This window comes from Salipaludibacillus sp. HK11, from assembly GCF_047795645.1.
GTDB lineage: Bacteria > Bacillota > Bacilli > Bacillales > Salisediminibacteriaceae > Salipaludibacillus.
Genome location: NZ_CP181045.1, coordinates 3,431,850 through 3,456,037, shown reverse-complemented (window position 1 = coordinate 3,456,037; position 24,188 = coordinate 3,431,850). Strand labels below are relative to the sequence as shown.

Below are 24,188 nucleotides of genomic sequence, written 5' to 3'. Positions count from 1 at the left end.
GAAGAACGATGGCCTCTTTAAAAGATATAAAAACAAGAATTGGATCAACGAAAAAGACGAAACAAATCACCAAGGCAATGGAAATGGTCTCGGCTTCCAAGCTTAATAAAGCACAAGGAAAAGCAGAAGCTTTCCAGCCTTATACAGATAAAATTCGTGAAGTAGTCGCAAGTATAGCAGCCGGTTCAGACGATTCAGAAAGCAATTTGCACCCGATGCTAACGGATCGTGAAGAAGTCAAAAAAACAGGTTATATTGTTATCACATCAGACCGCGGTCTATGTGGCGCTTATAACAGCGGCTTACTGAGAGAAACGATGAAAATAATTAATAAACGACACAAATCAGCAGATGAGTACGGAATCATCGTGATGGGACGAGTCGGTCGTGATTTTTTCAAAAAACGTCACATGCCGATCTTTCAAGAGATTGTTGGTTTAGCAGATCAACCGGATTATACAGACATCAAAAACATAGCTTCAACTACTGTACAAATGTTTGAAGATGAACTATTCGATGAAGTGTATATCCATTACAACCATTTCTTAAGTGCGATTAGCCAAGAAGTTACTGAGTCAAAGCTGCTACCATTGACGAGCATCACCGAAGAAAGTGACGGAGAAGACGGAACGCAAGCGGCACAGAACTTAGATTATATCTATGAACCAGATGCCGGAACGATTCTCGAGAAACTACTCCCTCACTACGCAGAAAGCTTAATCTTCGGCGCATTACTTGACGGGAAAGCCAGTGAATTTGGGGCAAGAATGTCCGCCATGCGTTCTGCTACAGACAATGCAGACAACATGATCGGCGACTTGACCCTCAGTTATAACCGGGCACGCCAAGCAGCAATTACACAAGAAATCAACGAAATTGTCGGTGGAGCCTCAGCGCAAAGCTAAGCAACTCCCCCTTCATACACATAATCGCTTTTAAATTGTTATTTTTTTGCAAAGGTGACTTAGGTCAACTCCGGCCATTGTTGACGCAGCTTACACATGCGACTCCAGATAAGCCGAGTCTAGGCCCACCTTTCTGAGAAGGAGGAAAGAAGATGAATAAAGGACGCGTCACTCAAGTAACTGGTCCCGTTGTCGATGTTCAATTCGAACGCGGACAATTACCGATGATTTATAACGCAATTAAGATTGACTATAAAGCCCAATCTTCCGGAGAAGTCGACGTTGCTCTTACGTTAGAGGTTGCCCTTCACCTAGGTGATGACACCGTTCGGACGATTGCGATGGCATCAACAGACGGCCTCGTACGTGGCATGGAAGCTGTCGATTTAGGCGAGCCAATTTCCGTACCCGTTGGTGACGACACACTCGGACGAGTATTTAACGTACTCGGGGAAAACATTGACCTCGATGAACCGATCAATCCAGGTGTTCAACGTAATCCTATTCACCGTGAAGCACCCGTTTATGAAGAACTATCAACACAAACAGAAATTCTCGAAACAGGAATCAAAGTTGTTGACCTACTTGCACCATACGTAAAAGGTGGAAAAATCGGTCTCTTCGGTGGTGCCGGTGTAGGTAAAACCGTACTCATTCAAGAGCTGATCAACAACATCGCCCAAGAGCACGGCGGGATTTCCGTCTTCGCTGGCGTTGGTGAACGTACTCGAGAAGGAAATGACTTGTACTACGAAATGAAAGACTCTGGCGTTATCACAAAGACAGCCATGGTTTTCGGCCAAATGAACGAGCCACCAGGTGCACGTATGCGCGTAGCCCTAACCGGTCTGACGATGGCAGAACATTTCCGTGATATAAAAGGAGCCGACGTGCTACTTTTCATCGACAACATTTTCCGCTTCACCCAAGCAGGTATGGAAGTATCGGCCCTCCTAGGACGTATGCCATCCGCCGTTGGTTATCAACCGACCCTATCAACCGAAATGGGTCAACTACAAGAGCGAATCACATCAACAAAGAAAGGGTCCGTCACATCGATCCAGGCCATCTATGTCCCAGCCGATGACTATACAGACCCAGCACCAGCAACAACATTCGCCCACTTGGACGCAACAACAAACCTAGAGCGTAAACTTTCGGAAATGGGTATCTACCCAGCCGTGGATCCACTCGCATCTACTTCACGCGCACTCTCCCCAGAAATTGTCGGAGACGAGCATTACAACGTAGCACGAGAAGTCCAAATTACGCTCCAGAAATATAAAGAACTACAAGACATCATCGCCATCCTAGGTATGGACGAACTATCAGAAGAAGACAAACAAACAGTAAGCCGTGCCCGTCGAATCCAGTTCTTCCTATCCCAGAACTTCCACGTGGCCGAGCAATTTACAGGACAAAAAGGCTCATACGTCCCAGTCGAAGAAACCATTAAAGGATTCCGCCAAATCCTCGACGGCAAACACGACGACGTACCAGAAGACGCATTCCGCCTAGTCGGAAGCATCGAAGCCGTACTAGAAAAAGCAAACAACTAATCAACAACCAAGCATGACAACAACAACTCATGCAACAGAAAGCGAGCGATAACCGCCAACCATCAACCGCAAAGATTTTTCGGAAAAATCTCGACGGCAACTTCCTTATCAAGGTAAAAAGAATTCCTGATCTAGATCACCGAGTTCACGTACACGGAGATAAGCACGTTGCCACTGCGTTGATAGTTAGACGAATCGTCCCTTTCAAAAGGAGGGTGAACCGTGAAGACGATGCAAACGAATGTCGTCACTCCTGATGGCAGTGTATACAGTGGAGAGACAGAGATGGTAAGTGTAAAAGCAGCAGAAGGCGAGCTGGGAATACTCCCAGGTCACTTACCTTTAGTTACACCACTTACCATTGGTGCCGTCCGCATCAAGAAGGATTCAAAAGTGGAACTCCTCGCCGTCAGCGGCGGCTTCATGGAAGTCCGACCCGACGAAGTCAACATACTCGCCGAATCAGCCGAACGGCCATCCGATATCGATATTTCTCGCGCACGTGCTTCGAAAGAACGCGCACAACGCCGCCTTGATGAAGCCAAGCGAGATAACATCGATTTCAAACGCGCCGAAATGGCCCTAAAGCGAGCCGTCAACCGCCTAGAAGTCTCCGAAAACAAAATATAAATTAGATTAAGCGCCAATTGAGCCGGAATTTCCGGCTTGGATGGCGCTTTTTTGTATGATCCGGGAGTCGATTGAGATAGGAAGGGTCACAAGCGGGAACGTCTTGTGCCCCATGCGAGCTCATTCTGGAAAGGAAGGGTCACAAGCGGGAACGTCTTGTGCCCAATGTGAGCTTTTTTTGGAAAGGAAAGGTAACAAGAGGAAGCATCTTGTGCCCCATACGAGATCATTCTGGAAAGGAAAGGTAACAAGAGGAAGCATCTTGTGCCCCATACGAGATCATTCTGGAAAGGAAAGGTAACAAGAGGAAGCATCTTGTGCCCCATGCGAGTTCATTCTGGAAAGGAAGGGTCACAAGAAGGAGCATCTTGTGCCCCATGCGAGCTCATTCTGGAAAGGAAAGGTAACAAGAGGAAGCATCTTGTGCCCAATGCGAGCTCATTCTGGAAAAGAAGGGTCACAAGCGGGAACGTCTTGTGACCAATGCGAGCTCATTCTGGAAAGGAAGGGTCACAAGCGGGAACGTCTTGTGACCAATGCGAGCTCATTCTGGAAAGGAAGGGTAACAAGAGGAAGCATCTTGTGCCCAATGCGAGCTCATTTCGGAAAGGAAAGGTAACAAGAAGGAGCGCCTTGTGCCCAATGCGAGCTCATTCTGGAAAAGAAGGGTAACAAGCCGGAACGTCTTGTGCCCAATGCGAGCTCATTCTGGAAAGGAAGGGTCACAAGTGGGAACTTCTTGTGCCCAATGCGAGCTCATTCTGGAAAGGAAAGGTAACAAGAGGAAGCATCTTGTGCCCAATGCGAGCTCATTCTGGAAAGGAAAGGTAACAAGAAGGAGCGCCTTGTGCCCCATGCAAGCTCATTCTGGAAAGGAAAGGTAACAAGAGGAAGCATCTTGTGCCCAATGTGAGCTCATTTCGGAAAGGAAAGGTAACAAGAAGGAGCGCCTTGTGCCCCATGCAAGCTCATTCTGGAAAGGAAAGGTAACAAGAGGAAGCATCTTGTGCCCAATGCGAGCTCATTCTGGAAAGGAAAGGTAACAAGAGGAAGCATCTTGTGCCCAATGCGAGCTCATTCTGGAAAAGAAGGGTCACAAGCGGGAACGTCTTGTGACCAATGCGAGCTCATTCTGGAAAGGAAGGGTAACAAGAGGAAGCATCTTGTGCCCAATGCGAGCTCATTCTGGAAAAGAAGGGTTACAAGAGAGTCATTCGTATAACAGGATTTGAACTGGTGAATCAAAAAGGGTAATTAGTTTAGTTTAATCATCATAAATGAAGGGAGAATCGAATTCGATTCTCCCTTCATATAAGTATTTAATCATTTTAAGTCTCTATTAACAAAGTAAGTGGCGGGGCCATAGCCAACTTTATTAAAATTTCGCATTAAAAATTTACGGACTGTTTTTTTACTAGCTTTAAGATTTATCCAATCCATAATTAATTTTGTAGTAATCTGACGATCTGGAAAAAGTTGTTGAAACTCAGTAACGCTCCTTTCAATTCCAATATTTTTAAATTCACTCCTCCCACATGCTTCACAAACAAATTTTCTTTTTTGCGAAGACATAAATGACTTACAACGACTACATGTAACCCCTTTTTTAAGTGTGTCAAAATGATATTCAGGTAAGCGTTTGTAGGGAGATTCTTCTATTTGCGAAGCCAAAATTTTGGTCGCTAAGTCAAAATGCCTCTGGGTTACCTTAGGATTATTTGAAACATTTAATTTGTTTATAAATGAATTTATCTGACTTGGTAAAATAATGGGAATATTCATAGAGGCTTGGAATAACGTAAATTCAGGGTTCGTAAAAACTACATAAGGTAACAAGTCGATTTTTGGTCCCCGAAATGAGTACAGCAATTTTCTGAAATTCGTTTCGGCCCGTTCAACTTGATGTATTGGATTTTGTACATTTGCTTCGTATCGGGTTAACCATTTTTGAGTTTTATTCTCAATATAATAATCTCCATTAAAATATTTAACCTCAAATATCATAATTCCTTTTGAGTAAATGATCAAAGAATCAATTTGGAATTCACTCTGATTCACTTTAAATAAAAGGTCATTCAGTATAATGGAATCCATTGTTAAGTTTTCTAGCCAAGAGTCAAAGATCAATTCCCCTTGATACCCTTTCTCCATATTTTCAAATTCACGAACAACATTTTCTGAAAAAGCCATTCGAGGGTATAACATTCGAAGTAACGCTAATTCCTTACGCAGCTTGCGGGGTTTCATTATCATAAAACACCATCCTACCTTAGTTTTATGGAAAATGTGTAATTTTCTATCAACATTTACGCCTAGCCCAAACTTAACGACCACCTCTCATCAATTCCGCCAAACTTAACACACCAGATAGGCGCCGACTAGCTAGCACCCACCCGGTTCCACACACTCCACCAACTTCAAAAAATCATGCCGACAAACGATAATACCCACATATTGATTAATAACCTTGCGCGCAGAATTGAATATAATTTCTCCTTTTCTCGTCATTGGTGCCCCAAAATGAACGAATAAGAGGGGTGAAATTCATGAATGGCGGAAGATTTCTATCTTTCACAGAATCAAGATCTGACTTCAAGAAAAGATGATAGCTACTCCATTTGTAGTCTTCTGGATTACGCACAAGATTAATATCAACTGGGATGAAATGAATACCACGGCTAATAAGAAGCAATTCCCGAGGTGAATAAGCAGGTATAGATTTAAAACATTGAACAAACAAATTGCCCCGTAATTTGTACTTCCAATTATAATAGTCGGTGTAATGCCTCTTAAGAAAACTTAAAATATACGAGTATTCAAGGTATTCCGACTTCATTAGTAAATGAAAATGAGTTTTCATAAGAATGTATGAATGGATTTGAAAAGGGTAAATTCTGTTGGCTAACTCTAACAACCTAATAAAATAGCGGAAATCTTCATCATCTTTGTAAAGAAAATTATTGCGCTTTGATCTACATGTAACATGATAAGGTATTGTATGAATCCATTCGATCTTTTTGTACTGCATCATTTCCAACCCCTTTAATTAGTATAGTGGTACATATATATACACGAATGCTAATGGCTAGCGAAAAACATGAGTTATCACTGTACCAATCAACATGAGTGAACATAAAGATATCCTCACAAAAATCCAATAGATTCAGTTCTAAATAGTGAACAAGTGAGCAAAGGACTATAAATTAGGGAAGTTTGATTGTACAAAAAGAAAATGTAGTGGAGTCACAAAGAGGATTAGTAAGTACAATCGTAGAAGAAAATATTTACAAAATTATAATATAATATAAAATCTGATAAATCAAGCATATACCTAAAAAAATTACAAATATTTCTACGTAATTCGCCAGCAATGGAAAAAATACAGCATAAGTTTTACCCGTATGCGCATTATGTAAGTAATTTTAAAAAGGATATACCGCAAGAAAGACTATCATGTTCTTGTGCCCCGTGTCGAGCTGATTCTGGAAATAAGTGTCACATGAGAGAGCATCTTGTGCCCCATGTCAAGCTGATTCTGGAAAGAAAGGCCACAAGACTAACCCACAAATCCTAATGAGAATACCCACCCAAAAAACAAATTTTTAATTGTTCCAATAATCACTAAACGGACACAATTGCGAGACTAAACAGACACATATGTTTCATAACCCGCCTGTTACACTTAACAATCGAATGCTGTTACAACCCTTGAGAAACATTTCACAATCAATCAAATCAATCACAAATCCTATAAGGGAGCGCCTCAACTACATTAGCATTATCCAAATAAGAATTTTCACAACAGAACAAGAACAAGTGATATTAATCACATAATCGAGCCCGAAAATAACAGAAGGATCAAATCAACGAAACACAAATATAGCAATTATATAAATAATAACTATCATTTAATAATAATTATCGACAAAATCATCCCGAAACCAACCCCAAAACACCCCCGTCCCACTCACTAACCACCACCTGAATACCCCACTAAACCCTTACACACCAACGACCTGAGAAAACACACCACATAAATCCTGCCAATAATACATACACTTTAATACTATTACCACTGTAGTTACATTTCTTATCTGAGAATTCAGAATAATATAGACATAAAATTCATAGCTTTGTTATAATTTGAGGGAGAGTTAAGTTAAAGGTTCACATCAAGATTATAATACGGAGGGGAGTGAACGTATGGCGCTAGGTGCTTATTACGACAATTATATTCTCGTCTTGATTTTCATGCTATTAGGGGTTGCACTACCGGTAGTATCTCTAACGTTTGGAAGATTTGTAAGACCAAAGAACCCGTACAAACACAAATTAACAACGTATGAAAGCGGGATAACACCTGAAGGAGATGCACAAGTACGTTACCACGTGGCCTACTACATAGTAGCGCTAGAATTCATCATTTTTGACATTGAAACCGTTTTCTTAATCCCATGGGCTGTCACGCTAGATCAGCTAGGTTGGGTCGGTTTAAACATGATGTTAGTATTCATCGTAATCCTAGCATTAGGACTCGCTTATTCTTGGAAAAAGAAGGTGCTAGAATGGAACTAAAAGGATTTCAAGAATCAGAACAGTATGATCCTAGAATTCTCGAAGACGTCGATAAAAACGTCTTTTTCACAAAAGTAGATCAGTTAAAAGCTTGGTCACGCACAAGATCTTTCTGGCCATTAAGTTTCGGCCTCGCCTGCTGCGCCATCGAAATGATGGGAACCGGCGGATCACGTTATGACTTTGACAGATTCGGCGTCATCTTCCGGGCATCACCAAGACACTCAGATGTAATGATCGTCGCAGGAACCGTAACAGGTAAAATGGCACCAGTCCTAAGAACACTATACGACCAAATGCCTGAGCCTAAATGGGTAATTGCAATGGGATCCTGCGCAACCTGTGGTGGCCCCTACAAAGAAGCCTACAGCGTTCTTAACGGGGTAGACAAAATTGTTCCAGTCGACGTTTACGTGTCCGGTTGCCCACCAACTCCACCAGCCCTGCTCGACGGCGTAGACAAATTACGCGAAAAGATTCGCATGGAAGCCAGAGGAGAGAGGGTGCCAAAAGGATGAGCCAAGAAACTCTCGACCGCATCGCCGAAAAAATCACAACACTCCACGGCCAAGATTCGATCAAAGAAGCAAAGCTTAATTTCGGGAAACCAATGATTATTGTCGATTCGGAGACTTGGAATATCGCAACAGCCAAACTTCTCCACGATGACGAATCACTCCAGTTTGATTTCTTGACCTGCATTACAGGCGTGGATTACGAGGAGCATATGGAAGTGATTTATAATTTCTACTCAACAACATTAGACCAGTATTTATATGTGAAAGTACAAACATCCAGAGAGGAACCAACTGTTATGTCGGCAGATCCAATCTGGAAATCAGCAGATTACATGGAACGTGAGACGTTTGATCTATTGGGCATTGATTTCCCAGGTCACTGGCGTTTGAAACGTATTTTACTAGAAGACGATTGGGAAGGTTATCCGCTCAGAAAAGATTATATAACAGACAAAAAAGCTCTGGGCTTGGATTAGGGGGTGCAAATGAAATGTCGGAATTAAAAACAGAAACGATGACGCTCAATATGGGTCCACAGCATCCTAGTACACACGGAGTTTTCCGGTTGAAGCTAGAAGTTGATGGAGAAACGATCAAAGAAGCAACCCCGATCATGGGATACCTTCACCGTGGATCTGAAAAACTAGCAGAAAGATTTCTCTACTCACAGTTTATTCCTTATACAGACCGCTTGGATTATATGAATGCCATGACGAATAACTACATCTATTGTTCTGCCATTGAAGAATTACTCGAATGGGAAATTCCCGAAAGAGCAGAGTATCTACGTGTCATTACAATGGAACTGAACCGGATTGCCAGTCACCTTGTTTGGTGGGGGACATATTTGCTTGATATTGGAGCAATGAGCCCATTTTTATACGCGTTCCGTGACCGTGAAACGATTCTTGACCGCCTCAACGAAATCAGCGGTGCAAGAATGACGTTCAACTATCACCGCATTGGTGGAGTAAAATGGGATGCACCAGAAGGTTGGATTGAAAAAGTGCAAGAAACAGTGAAAGAGTTATATGACAACATCGCTCAGTTTGACAAGCTTGTTACGGGAAATGAAATTTTTCAAGCAAGAACGATCGGAGTCGGAATATTGTCAAAAGAGGACGTCATTAACTGGGGATTGTCTGGTCCAATTGCAAGAGGAAGTGGGATTGCGCTTGATGTGCGTAAATCAGAACCATATTCCGTTTACGATCAGTTTGATTTTGAGATTCCAACACGCGAAGAAGGAGATGTCTTCGCAAGATATAAAGTACGACTTGAAGAAATGTTCCAGTCGTTAAGAATTATTGAGCAAGCATGTGAGAAAATTCCTGAAGGCGACATCATCACGAAGAAGGGCAAAAGACTAATGATGATCAAACCACCTGCAGGAGAAGTTTATCGCCGCGCTGAAGCTTCAAAAGGAGAAATTGGGGTCTATGCGGTAAGCAATGGAAAAAATAAGCCATACCGAATTAAACTTCGTCGTCCATCTTTCGTTAACGTATCGATCCTTCAACACATGTTAGTTGGCGAATCGATTCAGAATCTCGTTGCGATCTTTGGAAGTTTAGACGTCGTTCTCGGGGAGGTCGATGCATAGTGGATTATGTAATGATGTTTTTGTACGCACTCGCTGTTTTGATGGTACTGCTTGGCGGGGTAACCTTTGCAATCCTTGCCGAGCGGAAAGTGATTGGAGCAATCCAGTTAAGACCAGGGCCGAACCGACATGGACCTTGGGGACTGTTTCAAACCGTCGCTGACGTATTAAAACTGTTGTTAAAAGAGGATATCATTCCGACAAAAGCAGACAAACCGATTTTTGTTCTTGCACCAGTATTGGCTTTTGCACCTGCATTCGCCGTCACGGCAGTGCTTGTGTACAGTAGTTCCGTTGGTGGGGCGGACATCAACATCGGAGTCCTTTATTTCTTAGGTGTCTCGTCGATCACGATGTTAGGAGTCTTAATGGGGGGATGGAGTTCCAATAACAAATATGCGTTATTAGGATCAATCCGTGGTGTCGCTCAAATGGTCAGTTACGAGCTCCCACTCATCCTCTCTATTATCGGGATTATCATCATGGTAGGCTCGCTTAACCTGACAGACATTGTTATGTACCAAGATAGAATGGGCATGTGGTTTATCATTCCGCAATTTCTTGGGTTCTGTGTTTACATGATCTCATCTATTGCCGAATTAAACCGTTCGCCATTTGACTTACCAGAAGCTGAATCAGAGCTAGTTGCCGGATATTTTACCGAATATACAGGATTTCGTTTCGCGATGTTTATGCTTGCAGAGTATACGTATGCAATTGCGATTGCCGGACTTGCTACAATCCTATTTTTGGGAGGATGGTTAGGACCTGCGTTTTTACCAGGAATCGTTTGGTTTCTATTAAAAGTCTGTGGTGTCATGTTCATTTGGTTCTGGCTAACAGCAACATTGCCACGAGCTCGTGTTGACCAGCTCATGAATTTCGGCTGGAAAGTGCTCATCCCGATAGCATTGCTCAACATTGTGATTACGGCGATTATCAAAGTGTGGATGGGGTGATAAAATGTTTCGATTATTAAAAGGATTCGGTGTAACCTTAAATTATTTTACAAAAAAGAATATTACCATCCAGTATCCAGAAGAAAAAGTGGTTATGCCTGAAAGATTCCGCGGAATTCAACGATTTTTTCCGGAAAAGTGTATCGTATGTAACTTATGTGTCACGGCATGTCCAACAGACGTGATCACACTGACAGGAAAAAAGGACGAAGAAAATCCAAAGAAGAAGATTATTGATACTTACAATATCGACTTCCAAGGCTGTATCTTGTGTGACTTCTGTACAGAAGTATGTCCAACGGATGCGATTGTCATGACCGCACGTTACGATAACTTAAGCGAATTCAACCGGTCGTCACACTTCAAAGATATTGAATGGCTAACGGATAACCACGTATATGGAAACTACACAGAGCCAGATCCAAAGGAAGAAGCGGAAAAGAAAGAGAAAGAAGCTAAAGCAGCGGCGGAAAAGAAAGCAAAAGCAGAAGCTAGGAAGAAAGAAGCTGTAACTGCAGGAGCACCCGAAGATGGCAAGTCAGAATCGAAACCAACAGCTGAGAAACCAACGTCGGATGCTACAAAAACCGACGATAACGCAGATGCGCCGCAACCGAAAACGAATCTAAAATCAGAATCGCAATCAAAATCAGAGCCAAAACCAACAGCAGAATCAGACAGCAAGCCGGCGGAAAAGAAAGAGTCTGATCCGCAATCACAAGCAAAATCAGAATCAATCGGAAAATTAGCGGATAAGTTTGAGGCGAAATCGACAACCAAGTCAACGACTGAATCAACGACTGAATCCGCAACACAGGAAACCGAGAAGCAAAATAAACCGACCGAAAACACTGAAAACAAAGGCGATGAGGAAGGGAGAGGTGACAACAAGTGAACACGCAAATGATCTTCTTCATTGTCCTAGCACTTATCGCGATAGTGACTGCCGTCTTGGTTATGGGCCTAAATCGCATTGCTCACCGAGTTGTCTCGATGGCCTTCAGTTTTTTTGCAGTAGCCGGGATTTACTTCCTATTAGGCGCAGAGTTTATTGGGATTATCCAAATCATGGTTTACGTCGGGGCAATCACGATCTTGTTCATTTTCGGGATGATGATGACCGACCACAGAGACATTGGCTTCGGTCCTGATCCACGAAAAGCACAACAAGTACTAAGCTTTGTAGGGGTTGCGACTTTATTAGGGATTATGCTTTACGGGATTTTTTCGATGGATTTGCCAACAGCAGAACCGTACGTCGGTACTGTTGAGTCAATCGGGTTGGAGCTTTATGGCCACTATTTCATCGCATTTCTCGGATCAGGTTTCCTATTAACTTCTGCTCTCATCGGAGCCGTTGTGATCGCAAGAAAGGAGGCCGACGAATAATATGGTGCCTATTCATCTCTATTTGGCCCTCGCAGCCATTTTATTTTGTATCGGATTGTTCGGGGTGTTAACGAGACGTCATCTAGTCATTGTCCTTGTCAGTATTGAACTTATGCTTAATTCAGTGAATATTAACCTCGTAGCCTTTTCAGCAATTGGCCCGTTTGCAAATATATCAGGGCAAGTATTTACGCTATTTGTCATTACTGTTGCGGCAGCAGAAGCAGCAGTAGGATTAGCGATATTAATCGCCTTGTATCGCAACCGAAACTCGATCGATGTCATCAAACATGACTTGTTGCGCGGAAAGTATTCAACATAAACATAGAAACAGAATCTGTGCTTAAAAAGCAGAACGGAAAACGTGATTTTTCCAAGGCAAGCAATGGACTTTGTTGACCTGAGAAGCTTTTAACACCCTTTAATAGAAAGAGACTAATCGAAGAAAAGGTGATGGTATGATACAAAATGCCTGGTTAATCCCGGTTTTTCCGCTTATCGCCTTCCTAATTCTGCTATTCATAGGTAAATATCTTAAACAGAAAGCCTCCTATGTTGGAATAGCGGCGTTGGCTCTATCGTTCATCGTTTCCGTAATGGTCTTGTTTGAACGAATTGGCGGAGAAACTTACACATACGTAATTGATTGGATAACCTTTGGGGAAAGCACGATCACCATGGGCTATGAGGTCACATCATTAAATGCGATGATGCTTATCGTCGTGACCCTCGTCAGCTTAGTTGTTCACATTTTCTCCCGCGAATACATGCATGACGACAAACGGATTCACATTTTTTACGCGTATCTCGGGTTGTTTTCATTCTCAATGCTAGGTCTCGTCTTAGCACCGAACGTTTTACAGCTATTTATTTTCTGGGAGCTCGTTGGACTTTGTTCCTTCTTACTCGTAGGATTCTGGTTTTTCAAACCGGAGGCCGCAGCAGCTGCAAAAAAAGCGTTTTTAACGACGCGCATTGGGGACGTAGGTTTATTTATCGGTTTAGCGATCCTTTTCAATCAAACCGGAAGTTTCGACTACGCCGACATTTTCGCAGCGGTTGAGAACGGATTAATTAACGATACGATGATAACAACAATCGCGTTACTCATCTTCATGGGTGCCGTTGGTAAATCAGCACAGTTTCCACTGCACGTCTGGTTACCAGATGCAATGGAAGGGCCAACACCAGTCAGTGCCTTGATCCACGCAGCAACAATGGTTGCCGCAGGGGTTTACTTAGTTGGAGTGATGTATCCATTGTTTTTAGCATCACCAACGGCGATGACCGTCGTCGCTTACACAGGGGCAATCACCGCATTTTTAGCTGCAACGATGGCACTTGTGATGACCGATATCAAGAAGGTCCTAGCATACTCAACTATCAGTCAGCTCGGATTTATGATTCTAGCATTAGGTACAGCCGGCTATGTCGCAGGATTGTTCCACCTAATGACACACGCATTCTTTAAAGCACTACTTTTCCTCGGAGCGGGAAGCGTGATTTACGCGGTCCATCATCGGCAAGATATCCGAGACATGGGCGGCCTTTGGGGAAAAATGAAAATAACTTCTATCACATTTTTAATCGGGTCATTGGCGATTGCCGGGGTGTTCCCGTTAGCAGGGTTTTGGAGTAAGGAAGAAATTCTCGCTTCTGCTTTAATCAATGGAGATGGATTCTTGTTTGCAATCGCACTCGTGACAGCATTTATGACTGCCTTCTATATGTTCCGACTGTTTTTCAAAACATTCACAGGCGAATATCGCGGTGGCGACCACGACGATGCGGATGCTAATGATCCAGGCGTCGATGCCCAAGGGGCAGCAGACGTGGCAGAAGCAGATAATCCTCGTGATGAATCGATGGATGAAGAAGCACACGTCGCACCAGCAGAAGATCATCACGATCATCACGCGCCGAAAGAAAACTCAGGTTTTATGACATTCCCGTTAATCGTGTTGGCTACGTTAGCCGCCGTTGCTGGTCTCGTTAATCTACCTATGTTCGGTCATCCGCTTGAAGGCTTCTTAACCGAAGGACTCAATCTCGGAGCGCAACCACACGGAGCACTTTGGCTTGCAATCCTATCCTTAGCCGTCGCAGCTGGAGGGATCGCACTCGCATGGGCAATGTACTATAAAGGATCGATTTCAGAAGATTACTTTACTAGTAAAGCGCCTGGCGTTCATAAGCTATTGCTCAACAAATATTATTTAGATGACGTCTATGTAACTGTGTTTGCCCGACCGACCGTCGCAATTGGACGATTCTTCTGGGAAATGGACAAAAGCATCATCGATGGCATTGTCAATCTAATCGGCCGCATAACGAGCAATACAGGTCGTTCGGCAGGCCGGCGACATAATGGCCAGTTACAAACGTACGGTCTCGTGTCGATCCTCGGAGGAATTGTTGTCATCGCACTTGCCTTCGTTCTAAGGGGGTATTTCGGATGATGGTAAACATCTTGACATGGTTAGTCTTTATTCCGTTAATTGGGGCCTTGCTCATCTTGACAATCCCAAAAGAAAACGTCAATGTCATTCGTTCACTCGCTGTCATGACATCAGGAATCGCACTAATCATCTCGCTTGTTGTCTGGGCAGGATTTGAACGCGGCGTTTCCGGACTACAATATGCAACGACATCCGAATGGTTCAACATTGGCTACTTACAATTTAACTTTGAAATTGGCGTAGATGGATTATCCGTCCCACTACTCGTCCTAACAACGATAGTGACAACGCTAGCAATGTTCGCATCCTTCTCAATCGAAAAACGAGTCAAAGAATTTTACATCTGGACACTCGTTTTACTGACAGGAATGCTCGGAGTTTTTGTCTCACTCGACATGCTGCTCTTCTTCCTATTTTTCGAGCTAACACTCATTCCGATGTTCTTCCTAATCGGCATATGGGGCGGAAAAGCGAAAGAATACGCATCGTTTAAATTCTTGATTTATACAGGACTCGGAAGTGCGATCATGTTTATGACCTTCATCGCCATGTTCTACGTCGCGTTTGAAGCAATGAACTATCAAAACACAACCTTTAGCATGATAGTCATGGCCGAAATCTTTGCAAATCCAGCAAACCCAGAAGTGCTAACAGGCGCCGTAAAAGGCGGACTATTCCTAGCCCTGTTTGTTGCCTTTGCGATAAAACTTCCAGTATTTCCATTCCACACTTGGTTGCCAAACGCCCACGTTGAAGCACCCACAGCTGTCAGCATGATTCTTGCGGGTGTACTGTTGAAAATGGGTGGTTACGGACTAATCAGGATCGGTATTGGGATTCTGCCAGATCAAGCCGCACGATTTGCTACATTGATTGCCATTTTGGGTGTGATTAACATCGTCTATGGAGCATATTTAGCGCTCGTGCAAACAGATTTAAAATCTTTAGTAGCCTACTCAAGTATCAGCCACATGGGGATTGTACTAATAGGAATTGCCTCGTTTACAACCGTAGGCATGCAAGGGGCAGTCTTCCAACTCGTCTCACACGGATTCATTTCCGCGTTGCTATTCTTTATGGTTGGAGCCATTTACGAACGAACGAAAACACGTACGATCTCAGAACTTGGTGGAATATCCAAGTCCGTACCAATTTTAGCTGGGTTCATGCTCGCAGCAGCAATGGCTTCAGCCGGTTTACCAGGACTTTCCGGATTTGTTAGTGAATTGCTTGCTCTCATCGGAATTTTTGGGGCATCCGCAGATATCCTTCCGCATGCAGCGACATTTGGTGTCCTTGCAGGATTTGGAATTATCTTAACGGCTGCTTACTTATTATGGGCGATGCAACGGACAACATTTGGTCCGATGAAAGATAAATTTATCGGCTTACCAGATGCACGTCCAATGGAATATGTACCAATGATTGGTTTGCTCGCGTTAAGCATTGTCATTGGCGTATACCCACACATTCTAAGTGACGTCATCAACACTACAGTAATCGACATCGTGTCGAAGATAGGGGGTTAAAGACAATGACAGCTTTTGATGCCAACTGGTCTTTATTAACTCCGGAAATGGTCTTAGGCGCTTTAGCCTTATTAGTTTTCACGATCGACTTTATGACAGGCATTCATGGAAAAAAACCGTTTATCGGAAAACTATCTGTGATTTCCTTGCTCGTTACGGCCGTTGTTGTTATTTTTATGAAAGGCAACGGAGGTCAAATTGCCGATCTTTACTTTGTAGACTCTTTTGCAATGTATTTCAAGCTCATCATTTTAATTGGTGTAGCGATGGTGATTATGATCAGCATGAATTACCTTGATCGTAATGAAGAAGTGTATCAAGGAGAATATTATTCGATCCTCTTGTTTGCAACCTTAGGTGCGATGATCATGGTATCGTCAGCAGATTTGGTCACGTTGTTTATCGGACTAGAAATCTTAAGTATTTCTTCTTACGTCCTCGCTGGCTTTAAGAAACATAACCGGCATTCAACGGAAGCGGCAATTAAATATGTCATCCTTGGTGGAACGGCTTCCGCCTTTATCCTTTACGGTATGTCGTTTTTATACGGACTGACAGGATCGACAAGCCTAGTTGAAATCGGGCAAGCAGCACCAACGTTGTTCGCTGACTATACCGTAATAATGACGATAAGCTTGATCTTTATGCTTGTCGGATTCGGATTTAAAATCTCGATCGTGCCATTTCATATGTGGGCACCTGACGTGTATGAGGGTGCGCCAACGCCGATCACTGCGTTTCTATCGGTCGTATCAAAAATCGCTGGATTCGCCATCGTTCTCCGCGTGTTCATCTACGGATTCATCGAGGTGCATGAAGAATGGACGATGATCATTGCGGTATTGGCAGCAGTATCGATGATTTTAGGAAATGCTATCGCCTTAACACAAAAAAATACGAAACGATTAATGGCCTATTCTGGAATAGCGCAAGCAGGATATCTACTCGTACCGATTGCTGCATTGCCAATAATTGGAGCCTTTTCGCTCAATGCGATTATCTTCTATAGTATTGCTTACTTGATGATGACGCTCGGTGCGTTTGCCGTTATCACGCTCGTCACAGAAGATGCTGGAACGACAGAGTTGAGCAGCTTTGCCGGATTGTTTAAACGTGCTCCTTACTTAGCAATAGCGATGACGGTATTCTTAGTCTCGCTTGCAGGATTACCACTAACAGCCGGATTTTTTGGGAAAGCACAAATCTTCATTGGAGCTGCCATGGCAGATATGCTCTGGCTTGCGATAATCATGATTGTCATGAGTGTCGTGTCATTCGTTTATTACTTTGGCTTTATTAAGCAAATGTTCATGGTTGAGCCGAAAGCAAACGACGAAGAATTGAAAGTGCCAGCAAGCATAAATGCCGTCGTTACGGTCGCATTAGCCGTTACCATTATCCTTGGTATCTTGCCAAACCTAGTGCTTGATCTCTTCAACAATCTTAACTGGTTTTCATTCTTATAAGTAAACCGAAGAATATTTTGGTACAAATTAAATAAATACGGACAGAACAAGACCTCTTTCGACGAAACCTCCCAATAAGGCGTCGAAAGAGGTTTTTTGTCGTTTAACGATTTCGTGCCCTTCAAATGAAACATTTTGGTAAAGGGAACGTAACAAGGAATATCGTGCCTTTCAGAAAGAATGACGTGCCCTTCACGAAGGAGCGGCGACCTGAAGGGTGCTAAGAAGGCTTCCTTTCACATAATAATCAAATAAAAGGTTTGACAAATTTGTGAACAGTGAAAGGGACAATAGGACCTCAAAAAGAAAAAAGTAACTTAAAATAGTGAAAAAGTCCTTTTGTTAGATCTCTCATTACAAATTTTTCAACTTTAAACGCTATTAATTGACATTTTTTAAAAAATTATTTGATCTTATGTGAAATTTATGCACAAAAATGAAAAAAATGACCAAAAGTCCTACTGGTAATAAAAAGAAATCGTCGGAAAATGGTGGCACGATCGGAAATTATCCGTTAAGATAATTACTATGCTAAAGTATACATTTTTGAAGATTAGTGTTAAAGCGTTAAAAGATCGAATACAATGAGCAAAGATTTGTTCGATTCTGAAGAGGATCGATCGTAAAAAGACCAGATTATCTCGGGGGTATTACTCAATGATCGAATCACTTGGGCAGGAATCATTGTTCAACATTTTAATTAGCTTAATGGTTCTAATTGTCGTGTGGTGGTCAGTCCAGTCAATTAAATTTGACTTATTTGTCAGAGATCCCGACGGCGTGAAAGCAAAAAGCCTAATGATTATCATTACGATTGCATTATCGCATATGGTAACCAGCTTTTTACTGAACTATTTAAACTGGTCAACAAATATTCGTTTCCTTTTTTGACGAAATTTTTATGGGGGCAATAACACAAATTGTTTAGCATTACGAAAAGAAATATTAAAAAGAAGGAGTGAATCACAACCGCTGTGCTCCGCGCTGATTAGCGGATACTTCCATGTATGCTTACTTCATAAAGGGCAACAATTTTAATAAGGGCAAAAATGAACGAAGCGGTCACAAATAAGACATGGAACTAAGGTCGGAAGCATATAAATGAACGCAGGTTGGACACTTCTTAATTGACGACAACAGAACTGAATAAAGCAAACAACATACTAATAACTTATATAATGAACTAAATATGACACTCACATTGAATGCATTAAAACAGTTCGGAAATCAGAATGAAGAAGCATAAGCGAAACTGCATCAGAGAACTAAATCGACCGCTCACATTCGAGCATGAATAACGCAAGCGAACTCGAGAACGGATCAAATGAAAGATTAACCGTTCATTCACCATTAATTTAGACAGAATAAAGCAATGCCAAATCAATTGGCACAGGAAAGATTATGATTGAATATGAATACAGTATACAATAAAGACGCGGAGGGGAATCTATTGGAAAAAATCATCGTCCGCGGTGGCAGGCAACTAAGTGGCACTGTCCGTGTCGAAGGAGCAAAAAACGCTGTTTTGCCAGTCATCGCTGCATCTATTTTAGCTAGTAAAGGAAAGAGTCACATTTATGATGTGCCGGCTTTAGCTGACGTATTCACGATAAACGAAGTTCTACGAAATTTAAATGCAGAAGTTACCTATGAAGGTAAAGGTCATATAGAAGTTGATGCACAAAATCAGTTAAGTATTGAAGCTCCATTTGAATATGTACGAAAAATGCGTGCATCATTTTTAGTCATGGGACCTTTGCTTGCTCGAGTTGGCCATGCTCGCATCGCTTTGCCAGGCGGTTGCGCTATAGGCTCACGCCCAATTGATCAACACTTAAAAGGGTTTGAAGCCATGGGAGCAAAAGTTGAAATTGGTAACGGATATATTGAAGCAAAAGTGGACGACCGCCTATACGGAAATAAAATTTACATGGACTTTCCAAGTGTTGGTGCGACAGAGAATATTATGATGGCAGCTACAACAGCCATCGGCACGACGATCATTGAAAACGCAGCGGAAGAGCCTGAAATTGTATGCCTTGCGAACTACTTAAACGCCATGGGAGCGAAAGTTCGCGGTGCAGGTACAGGAACGATCCGGATTGATGGGGTTGACGAGCTCGTTGGTGCTGAACACACAATTATCCCAGACCGCATTGAAGCGGGAACATATATGGTTGCTGCAGCTATTTCACGTGGCGACGTATTTGTTGAAAATGTTCTGACAGAACACTTACGACCATTAATCGCAAAAATGACGGAAATGGGCGTCGAAATTATTGAAGAAGACAATGGTGTTCGCGTAATCGGACCTGATAAACTAAAGGCCGTTGATATCAAAACGATGCCACACCCTGGTTTCCCAACAGATATGCAGGCGCAAATGATGGCACTCATGTTGAAGGCAGAGGGTACCAGTGTCATTACCGAAACCGTCTTTGAGAATCGATTTATGCACGTGGAGGAATTCCGCCGCATGAATGGAAACATTAAAATTGAAGGTCGCGCAGCAATTATCAACGGTCCGATGAACCTGCAAGGTGCTGAAGTTGCCTCCACAGATCTTCGTGCAGGCGCAGCGCTCGTTTTAACAGGCCTTGTTGCTGAAGGGTACACTCGAGTTACTGATCTTATTCATATCGATCGTGGATACGTTGATTTTGCCGACAAACTTTTTCAATTAGGCGCAGATATTGAGCGCGTTAAGGAAGATGAAATCGAATTAGAAAACCAAGAAGCTCCAGCACCATTAAGGCTGGATCCGAATTTTGCTTCCTAATTTTTTAACGCACTCTTCTTAATAACCTATTTATAAGATTAAACCTCCGTGAGAGAGCCATCTGAACCCCAGATGCCCTCTCATGGAGGTTTTTTGCGTTGGTGGGTAAATATGTTGTGTTTACGGAGTGGGATTGTCAGGCGCTGCGAGGAAGGCAGGATTTGTGACGATAGAAAAGCGATGGGGCTAGTTAAAGGGAACAAGCAGGTGGAGCATGTGACCAATGAAACTAGAAATAGCGAATTAAAGGGTACAAGAAGGTGAAGCATGTGACCAATGAAACTAGAAATAGCGAGTTAAAGGGAACAAGCAGGTGGAGCATGTGACCAATGAAACTAGAAATAGTGAATTAAAGGTAACAAGAAGGTGAAGCATGTGACCAATGAAACTAGAAATAGTGAATTAAAGGTAACAAGAAGGTGAAGCATGTGACCATTGAAACTAAAAATAGCGAATTAAAGGTAACAAGAAGGTGAAGCATGTGACCATTGAAACTAAAAATAGCGAATTAAAGGTAACAAGAAGGTGCAACTTGTGACCATAGAAATTAGAAATAGCGAATTAATGGGCACAGAAGTGCCACCCCCTGCATTCTTCAAGCGACTCAAACTTCCCATCAACATTATTCTTCCAACGTCTCTAGCACTCCTACTACCTATCTTGAAACAAAACTATTAAATTGACTCTCTTTTGTTCTAATCAATCGATAGAGTTCATAGATATGAGATGAGACATGCGATACAAATTAATAGAGACTTGTACAAACGAGGAGGACGTTTTATGGTAAAACGCTTTATGTTAGTGATCATTATTTTTATGGTGGCAATACTTGTTATTCCCGCCATTCTAGTAACAGGTTTTTCAACCGCAACTTCAGATAGCGAATTAAACATTACCATTCATGAAGAGGAAGAATTAGTAGACGGGGCAGACATCGGGTCACCGGTTCCAGAGGAAACTGAAATTGAAGAGACAGAACCGAGTAGTATGATTGAAACCGTTTCTGTTTTTCGCTCTAGTAATGAAACGATAGAGGAAGTTTCACTAGAAGACTATATCATCGGTGTGGTAGCGTCGGAAATGCCAGCCTCATATGAAAAGGAAGCGTTGAAAGCACAAGCATTAACAGCAAGAACCTATTTGATTCGACTGCTTTTGGATGGCGATGGATTGAATTTACCAGAAGGATCGGACGTAACAGATACAGTTATGCATCAAGTTTATAAAAACGATGAGGAACTCCAAGAACTTTGGGGGAACGATTATGAATGGCAAATTACAAGAATTCGACAAGCAGTTTTGGAAACAGAAGGGCAAGTAATCACATACGATCGAGAGCCTATCACAGCAACCTTTTTCTCGACAAGCAACGGTTATACAGAGAATTCAGAGGAATACTGGGAAAACGAAATCCCTTACTTAAGAAGTGTAGAAAGTCCATGGGACACAGAATCTCCTCGCTATATGGGAGAAAAAAGCATGACCGTAGAAGAGTTCCAGGGAGCACTAGATATTCAACTGGATGAAGGAGAAGTTGGAGAGATCATTTCAAGAACAACCGGAGGAAGAGTGGCAACCGTGAAAATTGGCGAAGAATCGTTCACAGGACGAGAAGTGCGAGATGCATTAGAGCTCGATTCTAGTGATTTTAGTTGGACACGGAGCGGCGAGAATATTGTCATTGAAACACGCGGATGGGGTCACGGTGTAGGGATGAGTCAATTCGGTGCAGACAGCATGGCTAAGGCAGGAAATACTTATCGAGACATTATTGAACACTATTATCATAACGTCGATATTGAAGAAGCAACAACCGTAATAGTCAATAACAGTTCACAATCAGAAGAAGATGTATCAAACAAATTAAGCTATTCTGAGTGAGGGACTTGAGCGGTATGTTAGTTGAATTTGGAGAGAAGAGGGCACAAGCGAGAAGTTTGTGTCCTTTGTCGAACGGATTTGGAAAGGAAGGGTAACAAGAAAGAGCGTCATGTGCCCAATGCGAGCACATTTTGGAAAAGAAGGGTCACAAGAAGGAGCAGCTTGTGCCCCATGTCGAGCGGAATTGGAAAGGAAGGGTCACAAGAAGGAGCAGCTTGTGCCCCATGTCGAGCGGAATTGGAAAGGAAGGGTCACAAGAAGGAGCAGCTTGTGCCCCATGTCGAGCGGAATTGGAAAGGAAGGGTCACAAGAAGGAGCAGCTTGTGCCCCATGTCGAGCGGAATTGGAAAGGAAGGGTCACAAGAAGGAGCAGCTTGTGCCCCATGTCGAGCGGAATTGGAAAGGAAGTGTCACAAGAGAAAGCGGCTTGTGACCCATGTCGAGCGGAATTGGAAAGGAAGGGTCACAAGAAGGAGCGTCATGTGCCCAATGCGAGCTCATTCTGGAAAAGAAGGGTAACAAGAAGGAGCAGTTTGTGCCCCATGTCGAGCTCATTCTGGAAAGGAAGGGTCACAAGAGAGAGCAGCTTGTACCCCATGCGAGCTCATTCTGGAAAAGAAGTGTCACATTAGAGAGCCACGACGCCCTATACCACCCCAAATTGAAAAAGAAAGGCTACAATACAACAAGAGAAAGCAACACCTCCCAACCGGCGCAAAACCACCCCGTTGATAAAATTTTCTAAATAATGTATAAACTTTCGGCAACTTGATCAGAATAGTTGCTGAGGTGGTGATTACATGAGCAATCATGAAGAAAGACAAGCTTCCAAATGGGAGCAGTTAAAGGCGAATTCCAAACGCCTGATGAAAAAGCGATGGGCGATGCCTGCATTGTATCTAACAATGATCGCAGTCGTGTTAACAACGTTTCTATGGATGACAGCTAGTGATGATGATTTAGCAGATTTACAACGAGACTCTGAGTTTGATATAGAGGGGCTCGAAGAAGGTGCTGATCAAAATCAAGACGCAGAAGCAGACGAAGATGCAGTTCCAGCAGTAGCCCATGATGAGGTATTTGACATGCCCACTATGGATGATGAAGAAGTTGCAGTTGTAGGTACCTTTCATGACTATGAAGCATCAGTAGAAGAACAGACAAAGTCGTTAATTCATTACGACAATTATTTTTATCAAAACAAAGGAATTGACTTATCGAAAAATGACGATGAGCCCTTTGAAGTGACTGCAGCCATGAGTGGTACAGTAGTGAAATCAGAAGAAGACGCTTTGTTCGGTCAGGTCGTTCACATTGAACACGATAATGACACTGTAACAATCTATCAAAGCCTTGATGGCGTAATAGTAGAGGCAGGACAAACAGTTAAGCAAGGTGACGTCCTCGGACAAGCAGGAAGAAATCTCTATAATAGTGATGCTGGAGTTCATGCTCATTTTGAAATTCGAAAAGGAGGAGTACCTGTCAATCCATTAGATTTTATGGAAAAAACATTGACTGAGCTCCCTGAATTTTCAGAAGATGAAAAAGACAAGCAAGATGCTCCTGAACAATTGCCAGAAGATCCTGATGAAGATCAAACACAAGAAGATGCATCGTAACTAATAGGCGCAAGAAAGAAATTTAAAAACCCGAGGATGCTTTTGCATAAGTAAATTAACCGCAGAAGCATCTAGAGGCGGTAACACAAGTCTATAAAAGAGAACCAGAAAGGAAAAAGCACAGAGGACAATCCTCTAGCTTTTTCCTTTTTCCGGTTTTTAGGCATATCTTCCTTCTTTGTCTAATAAAATTTAAAAAACCTTAACACAATTTCACAACAAGAGAAGGTCGTTCAAAGAGAATGAGGGTGATGGCAGACGAGCGGTAACATACAACGGAGAAGAGGTCTTACAGACTCACATCAAGTCTGTTA

Annotated in this window: 20 protein-coding genes and 1 pseudogene; 20 read left to right on the top strand and 1 reads right to left on the bottom strand. The window is 42.6% G+C overall.

Features of this window, described 5'->3' with window-relative positions; genetic code table 11:
• Positions 1 to 8: 8 nt before the first annotated feature.
• The 3 genes from atpG (at position 9) to ACM26V_RS16150 (ending at position 3,094) form a co-directional block, all read left to right on the top strand.
• On the top strand, positions 9 to 905 hold the full coding sequence (gene atpG / locus ACM26V_RS16160; RefSeq protein ID WP_416147758.1) for an ATP synthase F1 subunit gamma: 897 nt from the start codon (positions 9 to 11) through the stop codon (positions 903 to 905).
• Positions 906 to 1,057: 152 nt separating this feature from the next.
• Positions 1,058 to 2,464, top strand: a complete 1,407-nt coding sequence (atpD, locus tag ACM26V_RS16155; RefSeq protein ID WP_416147757.1) for a F0F1 ATP synthase subunit beta — start codon at positions 1,058 to 1,060, stop codon at positions 2,462 to 2,464.
• A 231-nt stretch (positions 2,465 to 2,695) separates the two neighbouring features.
• Positions 2,696 to 3,094 (top strand): F0F1 ATP synthase subunit epsilon, encoded by a 399-nt coding sequence (locus tag ACM26V_RS16150; RefSeq protein ID WP_416151898.1) that lies wholly within the window; start codon positions 2,696 to 2,698, stop codon positions 3,092 to 3,094.
• 1,323 nt (positions 3,095 to 4,417) lie between these two features.
• On the opposite strand, the gene ACM26V_RS16145 is transcribed toward ACM26V_RS16150, so the two are convergent.
• Positions 4,418 to 5,284, bottom strand: a complete 867-nt coding sequence (locus ACM26V_RS16145) for a nuclease-related domain-containing protein (protein WP_416147756.1) — start codon at positions 5,282 to 5,284, stop codon at positions 4,418 to 4,420.
• A 2,013-nt stretch (positions 5,285 to 7,297) separates the two neighbouring features.
• Here ACM26V_RS16145 and ACM26V_RS16140 point away from each other — a divergent pair.
• The 17 genes and pseudogenes from ACM26V_RS16140 to ACM26V_RS16060 all read left to right on the top strand — a co-directional run bounded on the left by ACM26V_RS16140 (position 7,298) and on the right by ACM26V_RS16060 (position 23,874).
• Entirely contained in the window at positions 7,298 to 7,669 is a 372-nt protein-coding gene (locus ACM26V_RS16140) for an NADH-quinone oxidoreductase subunit A (protein ID WP_416147755.1), read from the top strand.
• Positions 7,660 to 8,187, top strand: a complete 528-nt coding sequence (locus ACM26V_RS16135; RefSeq protein ID WP_416147754.1) for a NuoB/complex I 20 kDa subunit family protein — start codon at positions 7,660 to 7,662, stop codon at positions 8,185 to 8,187. The genes ACM26V_RS16140 and ACM26V_RS16135 overlap by 10 nt, the downstream gene beginning before the upstream one ends.
• Positions 8,184 to 8,663: an NADH-quinone oxidoreductase subunit C gene (locus tag ACM26V_RS16130; RefSeq protein ID WP_416147753.1), complete on the top strand. Its 480-nt coding sequence runs from the start codon at positions 8,184 to 8,186 to the stop codon at positions 8,661 to 8,663. Before ACM26V_RS16135 ends, ACM26V_RS16130 begins: the two co-directional genes overlap by 4 nt.
• Before the next feature lie 14 nt (positions 8,664 to 8,677).
• Positions 8,678 to 9,790: an NADH-quinone oxidoreductase subunit D gene (locus ACM26V_RS16125; protein ID WP_416147752.1), complete on the top strand. Its 1,113-nt coding sequence runs from the start codon at positions 8,678 to 8,680 to the stop codon at positions 9,788 to 9,790.
• Positions 9,790 to 10,749, top strand: a complete 960-nt coding sequence (gene nuoH, locus ACM26V_RS16120; protein WP_416147751.1) for an NADH-quinone oxidoreductase subunit NuoH — start codon at positions 9,790 to 9,792, stop codon at positions 10,747 to 10,749. Before ACM26V_RS16125 ends, nuoH begins: the two co-directional genes overlap by 1 nt.
• 4 nt (positions 10,750 to 10,753) lie before the next feature.
• Positions 10,754 to 11,140: pseudogene (locus ACM26V_RS16115) on the top strand (NuoI/complex I 23 kDa subunit family protein); the annotation flags it as partial.
• A 500-nt stretch (positions 11,141 to 11,640) separates the two neighbouring features.
• A complete protein-coding gene (locus tag ACM26V_RS16110; RefSeq protein WP_416147749.1) occupies positions 11,641 to 12,138 on the top strand; it encodes an NADH-quinone oxidoreductase subunit J in 498 nt (165 codons plus the stop codon).
• A gap of 1 nt (position 12,139) precedes the next feature.
• Entirely contained in the window at positions 12,140 to 12,460 is a 321-nt protein-coding gene (nuoK, locus tag ACM26V_RS16105; protein WP_416147748.1) for an NADH-quinone oxidoreductase subunit NuoK, read from the top strand.
• A 136-nt stretch (positions 12,461 to 12,596) separates the two neighbouring features.
• Positions 12,597 to 14,597: an NADH-quinone oxidoreductase subunit L gene (gene nuoL, locus ACM26V_RS16100; RefSeq protein WP_416147747.1), complete on the top strand. Its 2,001-nt coding sequence runs from the start codon at positions 12,597 to 12,599 to the stop codon at positions 14,595 to 14,597.
• The gene (locus tag ACM26V_RS16095) at positions 14,594 to 16,126 is read left to right on the top strand and encodes a complex I subunit 4 family protein (RefSeq protein WP_416147746.1); all 1,533 of its coding nucleotides are present in this window, start codon (positions 14,594 to 14,596) and stop codon (positions 16,124 to 16,126) included. Before nuoL ends, ACM26V_RS16095 begins: the two co-directional genes overlap by 4 nt.
• Before the next feature lie 5 nt (positions 16,127 to 16,131).
• Positions 16,132 to 17,592, top strand: coding sequence for an NADH-quinone oxidoreductase subunit N (locus ACM26V_RS16090; protein ID WP_416147745.1), 1,461 nt, complete (start codon positions 16,132 to 16,134; stop codon positions 17,590 to 17,592).
• Positions 17,593 to 18,249: 657 nt separating this feature from the next.
• Positions 18,250 to 18,483 carry a DUF1146 family protein gene (locus tag ACM26V_RS16085; RefSeq protein WP_416147744.1) on the top strand — a complete coding sequence of 78 codons (234 nt, stop codon included), beginning with the start codon at positions 18,250 to 18,252 and terminating at the stop codon, positions 18,481 to 18,483.
• A gap of 559 nt (positions 18,484 to 19,042) precedes the next feature.
• The gene (gene murA, locus ACM26V_RS16080; protein ID WP_416147743.1) at positions 19,043 to 20,371 is read left to right on the top strand and encodes a UDP-N-acetylglucosamine 1-carboxyvinyltransferase; all 1,329 of its coding nucleotides are present in this window, start codon (positions 19,043 to 19,045) and stop codon (positions 20,369 to 20,371) included.
• Between the two features lie 780 nt (positions 20,372 to 21,151).
• Complete coding sequence (gene spoIID / locus ACM26V_RS16075) at positions 21,152 to 22,252, top strand: stage II sporulation protein D (RefSeq protein WP_416147742.1); 1,101 nt, start codon at positions 21,152 to 21,154, stop codon at positions 22,250 to 22,252.
• 118 nt (positions 22,253 to 22,370) lie between these two features.
• The gene (locus ACM26V_RS16070; protein WP_416147741.1) at positions 22,371 to 22,685 is read left to right on the top strand and encodes a hypothetical protein; all 315 of its coding nucleotides are present in this window, start codon (positions 22,371 to 22,373) and stop codon (positions 22,683 to 22,685) included.
• Between the two features lie 3 nt (positions 22,686 to 22,688).
• On the top strand, positions 22,689 to 22,997 hold the full coding sequence (locus tag ACM26V_RS16065; protein ID WP_416147740.1) for a hypothetical protein: 309 nt from the start codon (positions 22,689 to 22,691) through the stop codon (positions 22,995 to 22,997).
• A 55-nt stretch (positions 22,998 to 23,052) separates the two neighbouring features.
• A complete protein-coding gene (locus ACM26V_RS16060; protein WP_416147739.1) occupies positions 23,053 to 23,874 on the top strand; it encodes a peptidoglycan DD-metalloendopeptidase family protein in 822 nt (273 codons plus the stop codon).
• The last annotated feature ends 314 nt before the right edge of the window (positions 23,875 to 24,188 follow it).

What these genes read in the sequence shown, in the direction of transcription:
- ACM26V_RS16135 (WP_416147754.1), top strand. Translation starts at nt 7,660, where the DNA reads ATGGAACTAAAAGGATTTCAAGAATCAGAACAGTATGATCCTAGAATT.
- ACM26V_RS16140 (WP_416147755.1), top strand. Translation starts at nt 7,298, where the DNA reads ATGGCGCTAGGTGCTTATTACGACAATTATATTCTCGTCTTGATTTTC.
- ACM26V_RS16090 (WP_416147745.1), top strand. Translation starts at nt 16,132, where the DNA reads ATGACAGCTTTTGATGCCAACTGGTCTTTATTAACTCCGGAAATGGTC.
- ACM26V_RS16150 (WP_416151898.1), top strand. Translation starts at nt 2,696, where the DNA reads ATGCAAACGAATGTCGTCACTCCTGATGGCAGTGTATACAGTGGAGAG.
- ACM26V_RS16070 (WP_416147741.1), top strand. Translation starts at nt 22,371, where the DNA reads ATGCGAGCACATTTTGGAAAAGAAGGGTCACAAGAAGGAGCAGCTTGT.
- nuoL (WP_416147747.1), top strand. Translation starts at nt 12,597, where the DNA reads ATGATACAAAATGCCTGGTTAATCCCGGTTTTTCCGCTTATCGCCTTC.
- ACM26V_RS16125 (WP_416147752.1), top strand. Translation starts at nt 8,678, where the DNA reads ATGTCGGAATTAAAAACAGAAACGATGACGCTCAATATGGGTCCACAG.
- ACM26V_RS16065 (WP_416147740.1), top strand. Translation starts at nt 22,689, where the DNA reads ATGTCGAGCGGAATTGGAAAGGAAGGGTCACAAGAAGGAGCGTCATGT.
- spoIID (WP_416147742.1), top strand. Translation starts at nt 21,152, where the DNA reads ATGGTAAAACGCTTTATGTTAGTGATCATTATTTTTATGGTGGCAATA.
- ACM26V_RS16060 (WP_416147739.1), top strand. Translation starts at nt 23,053, where the DNA reads ATGAGCAATCATGAAGAAAGACAAGCTTCCAAATGGGAGCAGTTAAAG.
- ACM26V_RS16085 (WP_416147744.1), top strand. Translation starts at nt 18,250, where the DNA reads ATGATCGAATCACTTGGGCAGGAATCATTGTTCAACATTTTAATTAGC.
- ACM26V_RS16145 (WP_416147756.1), bottom strand. Translation starts at nt 5,284, where the DNA reads ATGGCTTTTTCAGAAAATGTTGTTCGTGAATTTGAAAATATGGAGAAA.
- atpG (WP_416147758.1), top strand. Translation starts at nt 9, where the DNA reads ATGGCCTCTTTAAAAGATATAAAAACAAGAATTGGATCAACGAAAAAG.
- ACM26V_RS16130 (WP_416147753.1), top strand. Translation starts at nt 8,184, where the DNA reads ATGAGCCAAGAAACTCTCGACCGCATCGCCGAAAAAATCACAACACTC.
- atpD (WP_416147757.1), top strand. Translation starts at nt 1,058, where the DNA reads ATGAATAAAGGACGCGTCACTCAAGTAACTGGTCCCGTTGTCGATGTT.
- nuoK (WP_416147748.1), top strand. Translation starts at nt 12,140, where the DNA reads ATGGTGCCTATTCATCTCTATTTGGCCCTCGCAGCCATTTTATTTTGT.
- ACM26V_RS16095 (WP_416147746.1), top strand. Translation starts at nt 14,594, where the DNA reads ATGATGGTAAACATCTTGACATGGTTAGTCTTTATTCCGTTAATTGGG.